Genomic DNA, 10,220 nt, shown 5'->3' with positions numbered 1-10,220 from the left:
GAATTGCCGACGACCCGACACCGAGATTTCTCTACGCGCTGACCAACTTCAATCACGGTCCGCACAACAGGCAGCTGGTGCCATCAGGTCAGTTCGAGAGCGAGCGCGCCTTCGCCATGGCCAGCTTCCCCGATGCCGGATACGCCGAGTACTACGCGCGACTGGCGGAGACCGCGTCTGCCTGGCAAAACCTCAGGGCAAGGCTCGCAAGCTGCTGCCCCGGACGACCTGTTCTCATCGTGCATTACGGCGACCATCAACCGGTGTTGACGAAACAGATTGATCGACAGCTGAAAGGCCCGGGAGACGGGCGGCGCCCGTTTGGTACGTTCTATGCGATCGAAGCCTTGAATATCCCGCACCTCAGCCCCGGACGGGGCGCCGATCTCGATATCGCCTTTCTGGGAACCGTTGCCTTGCAGCGGGCGGGCATCGCGCTCGATCCGGTATTTGCCACGCGCGCGAGCCTGCTGGATGATTGTGGAGAGGCCTACTTCGCGTCGGTCTCCGAGCGGAAACGTCGATTCCATCGCACGCTCGTGGATATGGGCCTGATAGACCTGATGCCGAACGCCAGGCAAGCGCGGTAACACGGTGCGCTCTGCGCCGACGCGGACTGCTCTCGATCCAAACCCGCCTGCATGTCAGCATTCGAGGCAAGCGCGAACATCGCGCTCGTCGAGGGCTTATACCCTCTTCGGCGGTGGCGTCAGTGGCGCGTTACCCATGGCTAACCATCTTGGTGGAAGGTTCTTCGCGCACGCCGAGAACGGCTTTTCAGCAACCTTTCGCAAACATCCCGCTGTCTAGCTTGCAATACTGCTGGTTGCATGCGGGGCGGGACTCATGTCTGGACTGCAGCGAAATACGTCGGTGCGCCGGGGCGTCGCGCCCGTGGAGGCGCATCCCGGAGCGGAAGGTAACACGGTCCTGATTGACCGTGCGGGTTCCGAGGTCGAGCGCCTGCGCGGCGTTGTCGCGCAGTTGATGCATACCGCGGCGCACGATCCGTTGACCGGGCTTCCCACCCGCAGACTGCTGCTCGAACGGCTGGCCGAAGTGCTCGCGCATGACGCTGCCGAGGGCCGCCAAATCGCGGTTCTGTTCGTCGATCTCGACAATTTCAAGCTGGTGAACGACTCGCTTGGCCACGGCAGCGGCGACGAGGTGCTGTCTGAAATGGCGCGGCGTATCAGTGGCTGCATCGAACGGGGTGACACCGCGAGCCGGTTCGGCGGCGACGAAATGGTGATCCTGCATCCGCACGCGGCCGACGGCTCGGAATTGGCTCTGGGCAAGCGCATCCTGACCGCACTGGCCGAGCCGATCTTCGTCTCCGGCAAGGAGGTCGTGGTGTCGGCAAGCATCGGGGTCGCCTTGTGCACGCCCGGTATGAAATCCGCCGCCCAATTGCTGCGCGAGGCCGACACGGCACTCTACGCCGCAAAGGACCGCGGCCGTGCACGGCTGGAGCTGTTCAGCGACGAGCTGTACGAGCGAGCCGAGAAGCGCATGCGGATCGAGTCGGATCTGCGGGTGGCGTTGCGCGAGCAGCAACTCTTCGTGGAGTATCAGCCGCAGGTTCGCCTGAAGGACGGGCGCGTCGTCGGCGTGGAGGCGCTGGTTCGCTGGAAACATCCGAAGTTCGGCGTCGTTCCGCCCGGCGACTTCATTGGGGTCGCCGAAGACTGCGGGCTCATCAACGGCATCGGGCGATTGGTCCTGGAACAATCCTGCCGGCAGCTTGCCGACTGGACCAGACTTGCGCCGGGGCGGCCGCTCGCCATGACCGTGAACGTGTCGCCCCGCCAGCTCTCGGACCCGGCTTTTTTCACCGAGCTCCGCCAGGTCCTTGCGGACACCGGGATCGATCCGAGGGCGCTGTGCCTGGAGGTCACGGAAAGCGCGATGATGCGGGCGCCTGCCGAGATCGTTCAATTGCTCGACCAGATCAGGCAGCTCGGAATCTATGTCGCGATCGACGATTTCGGCACCGGGCATTCCTCCTTGTCCCGGCTGCGCGACATGCCGGCCGAAGTCTTGAAGATCGACCGCAGCTTCGTCGACGGTTTGGGCAGTGAAACGGGCGATACGGCCATCGTTTCGTCGATTCTCAGTCTGGCCTATGCCATGGGCAAGCACACCATCGCCGAAGGCGTCGAGCAACCGGAGCAGGCCGCGCTTCTTCTCCGCATGGGTTGCGAAGCCGCCCAGGGCTATTTCTTTTCGCGGCCTGTCGCGGCCGAACGGATCCCGCCGCTCCTGACCGGCGCACTCTGGGAAGCCCGTTCGCCGGGGGCGCCGCATAGCACGCCTCACACCGAAGCGCAGATCCGGCGTGGCCATCGCTACTTCATCGACGAATTCCTGGACCACATCGGCGCACCCATGGGGACCAAGGCCCCCGGCTCGCCATGATGTCCCTTGTGATCGGCATCGGCAGCCTGATGATCGGGATCGCTTATGCGGGCCTTGGTACACTGTCGGCGTGGGAAACGATCAATCTGCACCGGTATCGCGGCTGGTCGCGCTTTGGCATCGGCTTCTCGCTGATGGCTGCAAGCTGCGGCCCGCATCATCTGGTCCACGGCTGGGGCGTTCTCCAGGGCGAGAGCATTTCCTATCCGATGTTCGCCGCAACCCTGATCGGGTTGCCCGCCGGACTGATATTTGTCCTGCTGCGCTTCGAGACGGTGTTGGGCCGGCAGGGCGATCGCTGGGTCGCGGCCTCGCCGCACAAGGTGATGTTGCTGGCCGTGACCTTTACGCTCGTCGCAGGCGTATTGGCGGCCTGGACCTTCGCTCAACCGGGAGCCGAATTCCCGTTCCAGTTTCTCTGCACGTCGTCTGTTCCGGCGGACGGGACCACGGGGACCGGAATCGGCGGCTCCGTTGCCTTCCTCGCCAACATGTTCGTCGTGATCACCTATGGCATGGTTGGCTGCTATCTGGCCGATCGTCAGGTCCGCAGCTATCTCACGAGCGGCGGCTGGTCGCTGTCGGGCGCGGCACTGACCGGTGTGTTCTTTACCTGCGCGCAAATGCATTTCATCGATGCCACGACGCCAGGCAACGGTCTGATGCTGTTCTTCGACCTGATCGGCATTCCCGCCTCCATCTATTTCCTGTGGGTCGTCAAGCAGGTTCACAGCGACTCCGTCATGGACTGGAACCGTCGCCCGCTGGTCGGCGCCGCCGCCGCGCCGGCGCGCCCCTCGCCATGGAGCGGCGAGAGAGCATAACCTCGACCGCCAGGCTTGCCGGTCCTGCAGGCTTGCGCGAATGAACCCAAAGCGCCTGTCGCAGTCCCCTCAGCCGAACCGCGATTAATCCCGTCGTGATGTCGGTTATTGCCGGTAGAGCAGACGTGGGACCGTGCTCGCTTCGACGGCCGCTTGTGACCCAAAGCGGCCGTTCGGCTGTTTTCTAAGAGCCGATCTTGGTGTCGTCAATTTCGGCCCGAATGGCTTTGCGAAGGTCGATCAGCAGCAAGTTCGAGGCTTCAAGGGGGTCTGGGGCCTGCTTGACGAAGGATACATTGGGCAACACCCGAGCAAGTGCGAGCACGATGGCAGATTGTTCTGCCACATGTTCGTCAGTGTCAGGCTCAGCGACCAAAGCCATCTTCTTCATAATCTCCCAAATACCGGGAGAGTAGCTTTCCAAGGCCGCAATCGCTTCCCTGATCTGTACATCAGTATAGAACATGCCCATGGTAAATACCGGCAAGCCTAAACAGGGTAGCGCCATTTCAACGCGCGGCGCAGGAAAAGCAAAGCCACAAGGATCGCGAGGGCGGCGAGCCAGAGGAAAGCAGGAACGGGCGACTGATTGTGTATGTGGGCAATGTACAACACGAGGCCCAACAGGACAGCAGCCAGCGCGTTCGATACCCAAAACAAGGGTGAGAGCCCAATTCCCGTTACTGCGAGTTCAGCGGCTCGTTCGCGTGCTTTTGCTGCGCGCCACCAACAAAAGCCGAAGAATGCAAGAGCAATAAGCCAGTTCATTCCAGCACAATCAATAGGATTTGCGTCGTTCGTCTTCGAACGACGGACGACTGAGATGCCTCGTGAGACGCCCTTCATTGCCCCACCCGTAGCGCTTAGCGAACGGAACGTACAGAAGGCCGGTTAGGCCCAACACTATCAGTGCCACAATCAGGTTGAGGCCGAGGAACACGTAGATGCTGGATGTGCCCCCGACGACGAGGACGAGCATAATGGTGGAACGAATGCTGAAAGGCGACATACCCGCCAAAGTAGCACGAGGACCCTTTAGCTGGCAGCTGTCTGACGATTAGGGTTTGCAGATCATTAAGTCAGCTTCTGGCCCTAAGTAGGCCAGCTCGCTTTGCCTGCCAATGGTCGCGTTTGACCCGAAGCGGACTTGATCGATGTTGAGGCGAGTTCTTAAATCCCTACCAACGAGAGCGTGTTAGCGCAAAGCATGGAACCCTGTCATGCCGAAGAATAGATACATCGTTAGGTCCGGAGAGCACGTTTATTGGGCTGTTACACCGCAGGATGCTCTTGCGCGGGGCGAACAGATGGCGGCCGAAGGGATGGAGGACGTCTGGATCGTTCATCGCGGCGTTCATTCGACTCTTGAAACCTTGCGATACGCGCTCAAAGACGTCGTCCAGCCCATCGAGCCCGTACGCCCTGATACTACCCCTAACCCACTATCGTTGCAGAGCAACTCAAAGCGTTCAACGACCTCGATTGATCGAAAGAAGTGCCTTCTGGACGCAATCGACGGTATGAACGAGCAGTTTCCCGTCTACTTTGATGAAGACCTTCTGGGAAAGTTGCTATCGAGCGCCGTGCCAGAACGGGTGTTGCTAGGTGCCCTTGTCGAAATGGTTGATCACTGCCTCGATCGATATGAGCAAGGCCCTGTTCGTTATGACGATGGTGTAGACACCCTCGCGCAATCAGCTGGTGAATGGGCAGTGCTCGCACTTGCGGAGTTTGGCTTGATGGATCGCGTCACTGCACGTCTTGGGCGCTGGACGCCTGAAGGAAAAAAGTTTCTCGTCGAAGGCATGCAGGAGTGGAGGGATTGGAAGGCTCAATTCAAGGCCGAAGCCGAAGCAGAACAGCTTGAAATTGACGGCAGAGCGCGTGCGGACAACGTTCGATGGGCTCAACGCGGCCTGATTGCTTTATGCATAGCGGCAGGCGTGCTTGTTGCCGGATGGATGGCAGCCAAATTCTAAGTTCGCGACTGAGGCCCGCTTATGGCCCGTGGCTGACTTCCGCTCTTGGCCCCGCAGCGTCCGCTTCCAAGGGCTGAGCGGAAAGCCGAGTGGTGACGCCAAGGGCTGCCTTTGACCGATAGGCGACCTCGGCGCGGGACGCATGGGCCACCTCCTGCGTACATCCCCTTAAGATACTGACCTGAATTTTTTGACGCTTCATCTCCTGCTATCGGTCATCAAGGAGTGGAGGCCAGCATGCGATTGCCATTAAAGCTCATGGCTCTTGGAATTATTCTTCTGCTGCCGAAGACTCACCTTTATCTGTCCGAGGCTCATCTCTCGGAAGCGCAAACCGCTTCAGAGCGCCAGATGTTAACCCCGGTAGCTCATTGGGATGCTAACTCGGCGAGTCATTTCACGGTCTCTGCGGCTAAAACCTCTGAGTGCGCAGCGAAGCCCGGGCACGACGGCAGCGACACCGTGGCCATTCACGCCATGGATAAGAGCCCGAAGGGGTCGTACGCATCTCACAGCAAAGATATAGACCCGCCGACGGGTGGGCAGGGCTGAAGGTTTGCTTCTGCACCATCGGGATAAATGTAGAAGGTCTTGCTATTTTGTCGGACGCAGAGCCGACTTGATTTGGTCACCGCAAGCAATACGGCTCGTGACCCAACGCAGCCGGCGATGCTGGTGCCCGTGCAGGTGTTCAACTAGCATTCCCTCCGAGAAAAACGCCACTGACTTTCGCGATGAAAGGGGAGAGGGTGCATGCGCAACGTAAGTCCCCGTCGCTCTTTGGCGAAAGCAATAACCTACCGCGTTGTAGTTATGACTTTGGATTTTCTGACGATCTACGTACTGACTGGAGCGGTACATGCTGCCGTTGGCTTCATGATCATTAGCAACATCTACACGTCGCTCGCCTATCTCGTGCACGAAAGATTGTGGGCCACAATCCGGTGGGGAATTGAAGAGCGCTAGAGCGGCACGCGAACGACGGACGCCGCCCATCTTGGCTCAAATGCCCGCTCATGGCCCGAATGCGAAGTTCGGGCGGCGTCATCAGTTGTCGGCTCAGTGGGGTAGACCGAAAGCAACCGACCGACCTATGACCCGAAGCGGAAGTTTGCTCCAGCCGGAGCCAACCTGTCTTGCTCTTAATTCAGGACTGGGTTTATCTTTGGCCGCGCGGTCGCTTAATTCGTAGCGCGCTAACCACGTGGAGTGGCAGCCATGGTGCAGAATGTCATAGCCGGATTTGTCGTCATGGCTTTGATTTTCATGGGCGTACTTGCTTATGCCCAAAAGCATGAAGGATGCTTGCGCGGACGCTCGCTCCAAACCTTCCAGCCCTGCGGATCAATCGGCTCTGACATATAGCGCTGACCGAGGGCAGCTTGTGACCGATAGCAGCCCTTGCGCCCCTGCCAGTGCGAGGCGAAACCCCGCTGTCGGGATCGGTGGCAGGTCTCGCCGGCGACATCGGCGCGGTGCTGACGAGACAAGATATTTCGACTATCCTCGATGCAGACCATCAAGGCAGGCCGGACGGGGCCCGCGAGAGGAAACCGATGAGCACAGTCAAAAGCGCTCTGGCCCAGAAGCGTGGCGCCCTGATCCATGTTCGTTCCGACGACATGGTCGTGGAAGCCTTGCGCAAGATGCGCGACAACCGGGTCCGGTCGGTGCTGGTCATCGACGACGACGTGCTTGTCGGTATCGTGACCCAGGGTGACTGCGCCATCAAAGTGCTGCTGCCCGGGCTCGATGCGAAGCAGACGCCGGTGGGCCAGGCGATGACTGGCAACCCGGTCACGGTCAAGCCGGACGATCGGCTGGATGGCTGCATGGCAATGATGGCTCAGCGCAGTTTTCGCCATCTGCCCGTGCTGGACGCGGGCAAGGTGGTGGGCGTGATCTCGATCGGAGACGTCGTCAAGAACATCATCCGGGACCTGGAGCACAACGTGGACGACCTGATGGGCTACATCATGAAGGACGGACCCGGAGGCTGACAGACGAACCGCGGTGCCCTCGCCCCTCAGCCGACCTGACCGCGTTCGCAGCCACTCGACCGAAAGCCGGCGCGTCAACGCCGGCGGGGGACAGGCGGAGGCGGAGGCAAGTCCCGCTGCCAAATCGTGCCGTTGTCGAACTGGATCAGCATTCCGTCCGGCGAGTAGACGGCGCTCTGATTGAACGCATCGACCCAAATCCGGTTGGCCGGCGAATACCAATCGGGCCAGGCCCGAGATGGCACGCCGGCTTCGGTCAACAGATTCAGTTCAGTCCCGTTCTGGGTGACATAGGCCGCCAGGCCCCCTCGGCACATCTGAATGCACTTGTACACGCCGGTGAGGTTGATCGACTGCGCCGAGGCGCCCGAGGCCGTCATCGCCGCTGCCAGGCCGACAACGAGAGACAAACGCTTGCTGCTCATGAACTCGCTCCTGGAAATGTCCGCTACTGCTCGTTTCAATTCTTGCTGGCCCGGACGACGCCGATGCCGGCGCGCGCCGTGTCTTCAATCGGAATGCAGGCGAGGAGATCGAAATTGGCTCGATCCAACAGATCTTGCTTTGCGGGAGAAATCTGTCACCGGCCCCTCAGGGCACCTTGATCAGGATCAAACGTCCCCGATCAAGTCGGCCAGCAAACGGCATCGCCGGGCTTGACGGTCCACGGCAGGTCGCACGATACCGAAGCGTTGCGGAAGCTCTGTTCAATTGGGTGACGCAGGCACGATCCGCCGCCGGCCCGCGGCTGTCGACGCCGTGTGGATGCACGCACGCTCTAACCTTGCTTCGTGAACGCCGCCTCCATCGCCTTCCTGGTCTTGACCGTCTCGTCGTTGGCGTCGAATTCGACGTCGCTCCAGCGCACGATCTCGCCATGGGGGACGTCGTGCTTCAGCTTCAGGCGATGCGCGAGACCGATCGGCAGGGCGCCTGCCTTCAGGCTCGCAGCCGCCGGCACCAGCTTGCCCCACACCGTATAGCCGCCTTCGCCGTCCAGCATCTCCCCGGCGCGCAAGTCTCGCTTGGCCACGGAGGCGACGTCGCCGCGGAAGCCGAAAGGTTGCCCGGTCGGCTCGCCGCGCAGTGCGGCCGACAGCACCGAAATGTTCAGCTCGAGTCCGATCAGATGATAGGGCTTGTACATCGCGGCAAACCGTCCGCTGGCGTCGGTCTTGAGGCCGTACTGCTTGAAGCAATCCGCCGCATAATCATTCGGCGCCTCCAGCACGACATAGACGCCCCAGCGCAAATCGCGAAACACCGGCCGGCCATCGCGCTCCAGTGAGGAGACCACTTCCACCACACCCGGCCGCTCCAGCACGCCGCCGCGCGATCGCGGCCGCATGATGTGCGGCAGGTCGTCGACCCCGCAGGGCGGAAACAGAAGTCCCTCCGCGGGCACGTCGAGCCCGCAGGCATTCGCAATCGCAGCCATCTCGATCGCCGATTTGGTGCCGTCGAGGAAGGAGTTGAACATCTGCGGATTCATGCCGGCCGACTGCGCTTCGCCGGCCGTCAGGCCATAATGCTGCCAGACGCCGTCGGGCGTCACATCGTGATAAGCAGGCAGATATTTCGTGCCTTTGCCGGCGGCGATGACGCGAAAACCGGTGGCGCGCGCCCAGTCGACCATCTCCGCCGTCAGTGCCGGCTGGTCGCCATAGGCGAGCGAGTAGACCACGCCCGCCTTGCGTGCCTCCTCGGCGAGCAGGGGGCCTGCCAGCACGTCGGCTTCGACATTGACCATCACGACATGCTTGCCGGCCGAGATCGCCGCGCGCGCGTGGCGGATGCCGACGGCGGGATTGCCGGTCGCCTCCACCACGACATCCATCGCGCCGCCGGCGATGGCGCGCGCGCCGTCATCGGTGAAGACGGTGGCCGCAATCCGCTCGGCGCTCCAGCCGACGGTGCGGCAGGCCTCGCGCGCGCGATCGCGGTCGATGTCGACGATGATCGGCACCTCGAGCCCCGGCGTATGCGGCACCTGCGCCAGAAACATCGAGCCGAATTTGCCGGCGCCGATCAGTGCGACGCGGACAGGCATTCCGGCGGATGCCCGGGCCTGGAGGATGCGGAAGAGGTTCATGGGGAAATCTCGATATCAAGCGTTTCCAGTGCGGCTTGCGCTCGGTCCACCTCTCCCAATGGGAGAGGTGGCTCTCGCCCGTGGCGGCGATTTTACTCCGCAGCCTGCCGCGGTGCCCGCGCAAGCCGCACCAGCGCATCATCGTCCACCGTCTTGATCGGCGTAAAATCGCGATGGGCGATGTATTCGGGCCTTGTCGGGGTGCGGATGTAGTTCGAGACCGCGTTCAGCGTCAGGTACACGATCTTGCGCGGATAGGGCGTTATGTTGCCGGCCGAGCCGTGCACGAGATTGCCGTGGAACATCAGCATGCCGCCAGGCTTGCCGGTCGGTGCGACGATGCCGCCCTGCTTGACGAGACGCGTCACGGTGTCCTCGTCCAGCGTCCACAGTGGATAGGACGTCGTCGAGAGGTCGTGCGAAGCCTGGAGATCGCCGGCATTCTGGCTGCGCGGCACCAGCATGAGGGGGCCGTTGATCGGCATCACCTCGTCGAGGAAGATCGCGATGTTCATCGCGCGCGGCTCCGGCATGCCGTCGTCGCGCTTCCAGGTGCCGTAATCCTGGTGCCACTGCCAGACGTCGCCGGTGAAGGCCGATTTCGCGTTGATCTTGAACTGGTGCATGTACACAGGCTCGCCGAAGACCTGTTCGACCGGCTCGATCATGCGCGGATGTGCGCCGAGCACGCCGAAGGCCTCGTTATAGAGATGCGCGGCAAAGGCCGTGCGCGGCGCGCCGCTCTTCTCGCGCCAGACCTCCGGCCGGTTGGCATCGTAAATGCCGACCGCCTCGCGCGCGAGGAAATCGACCTCTTCTTGGGTAAACAACTCCGGGAGGAACAGCCAGCCCTCGCGATGGAAGAACTCCAATTGCTCCTGAGACAGTTTCATGGGTCGTCCTCCTT

Annotated in this window: 12 protein-coding genes (1 of these 12 only partly in view); 7 read left to right on the top strand and 5 right to left on the bottom strand. The window is 61.6% G+C overall.

Annotation, left to right across the window (positions count from 1 at the left end; all coding sequences use genetic code 11):
• From XH90_RS31000 to XH90_RS30990, 3 genes are all read left to right on the top strand, one after another.
• On the top strand, nt 1-590 hold the 3' end of the coding sequence (locus tag XH90_RS31000; RefSeq protein WP_194478041.1) for a sulfatase-like hydrolase/transferase. 1,111 nt of this gene lie to the left of the window's left edge; 590 of the gene's 1,701 nt are visible here — the last part of the coding sequence; the start codon falls outside the window, past its left edge; the stop codon is at nt 588-590.
• Nucleotides 591-846: 256 nt separating this feature from the next.
• Nucleotides 847-2,418 carry a bifunctional diguanylate cyclase/phosphodiesterase gene (locus XH90_RS30995; RefSeq protein WP_194478040.1) on the top strand — a complete coding sequence of 524 codons (1,572 nt, stop codon included), beginning with the start codon at nt 847-849 and terminating at the stop codon, nt 2,416-2,418.
• Nucleotides 2,415-3,242, top strand: coding sequence for a hypothetical protein (locus XH90_RS30990; protein ID WP_194478039.1), 828 nt, complete (start codon nt 2,415-2,417; stop codon nt 3,240-3,242). Before XH90_RS30995 ends, XH90_RS30990 begins: the two co-directional genes overlap by 4 nt.
• Before the next feature lie 184 nt (nt 3,243-3,426).
• On the opposite strand, the gene XH90_RS30985 is transcribed toward XH90_RS30990, so the two are convergent.
• The gene (locus XH90_RS30985; protein WP_194478038.1) at nt 3,427-3,714 is read right to left on the bottom strand and encodes a hypothetical protein; all 288 of its coding nucleotides are present in this window, start codon (nt 3,712-3,714) and stop codon (nt 3,427-3,429) included.
• A 17-nt stretch (nt 3,715-3,731) separates the two neighbouring features.
• Nucleotides 3,732-4,088 (bottom strand): hypothetical protein, encoded by a 357-nt coding sequence (locus XH90_RS30980; RefSeq protein ID WP_246755632.1) that lies wholly within the window; start codon nt 4,086-4,088, stop codon nt 3,732-3,734.
• 374 nt (nt 4,089-4,462) lie between these two features.
• On the opposite strand from XH90_RS30980, the gene XH90_RS39170 reads away from it, so the two are divergent.
• The 4 genes from XH90_RS39170 to XH90_RS30960 all read left to right on the top strand — a co-directional run bounded on the left by XH90_RS39170 (nt 4,463) and on the right by XH90_RS30960 (nt 7,221).
• Nucleotides 4,463-5,221, top strand: coding sequence for a hypothetical protein (locus XH90_RS39170; RefSeq protein WP_246755631.1), 759 nt, complete (start codon nt 4,463-4,465; stop codon nt 5,219-5,221).
• Nucleotides 5,222-5,458: 237 nt separating this feature from the next.
• A complete protein-coding gene (locus XH90_RS30970) occupies nt 5,459-5,773 on the top strand; it encodes a hypothetical protein (RefSeq protein ID WP_194478037.1) in 315 nt (104 codons plus the stop codon).
• Nucleotides 5,774-5,974: 201 nt separating this feature from the next.
• Nucleotides 5,975-6,187: a DUF2061 domain-containing protein gene (locus tag XH90_RS39890; RefSeq protein WP_194478036.1), complete on the top strand. Its 213-nt coding sequence runs from the start codon at nt 5,975-5,977 to the stop codon at nt 6,185-6,187.
• Nucleotides 6,188-6,777: 590 nt separating this feature from the next.
• On the top strand, nt 6,778-7,221 hold the full coding sequence (locus XH90_RS30960; protein WP_194478035.1) for a CBS domain-containing protein: 444 nt from the start codon (nt 6,778-6,780) through the stop codon (nt 7,219-7,221).
• Between the two features lie 74 nt (nt 7,222-7,295).
• Here the strand turns inward: XH90_RS30960 and XH90_RS30955 are convergent, their stop codons facing one another.
• The 3 genes from XH90_RS30955 to XH90_RS30945 all read right to left on the bottom strand — a co-directional run bounded on the left by XH90_RS30955 (nt 7,296) and on the right by XH90_RS30945 (nt 10,206).
• Nucleotides 7,296-7,646, bottom strand: coding sequence for a hypothetical protein (locus XH90_RS30955; protein WP_194478034.1), 351 nt, complete (start codon nt 7,644-7,646; stop codon nt 7,296-7,298).
• A 353-nt stretch (nt 7,647-7,999) separates the two neighbouring features.
• Nucleotides 8,000-9,313: an NAD(P)H-dependent oxidoreductase gene (locus XH90_RS30950; protein WP_194478033.1), complete on the bottom strand. Its 1,314-nt coding sequence runs from the start codon at nt 9,311-9,313 to the stop codon at nt 8,000-8,002.
• 92 nt (nt 9,314-9,405) lie between these two features.
• Nucleotides 9,406-10,206, bottom strand: coding sequence for a phytanoyl-CoA dioxygenase family protein (locus XH90_RS30945; protein ID WP_194478032.1), 801 nt, complete (start codon nt 10,204-10,206; stop codon nt 9,406-9,408).
• Nucleotides 10,207-10,220: the final 14 nt, after the last annotated feature.

The organism is Bradyrhizobium sp. CCBAU 53338, assembly GCF_015291665.1.
In the GTDB taxonomy this organism is placed as follows: domain Bacteria; phylum Pseudomonadota; class Alphaproteobacteria; order Rhizobiales; family Xanthobacteraceae; genus Bradyrhizobium.
The sequence above is the reverse complement of the archived record's forward strand: the minus strand, read 5'-3'. Positions and strand labels throughout refer to the sequence as shown.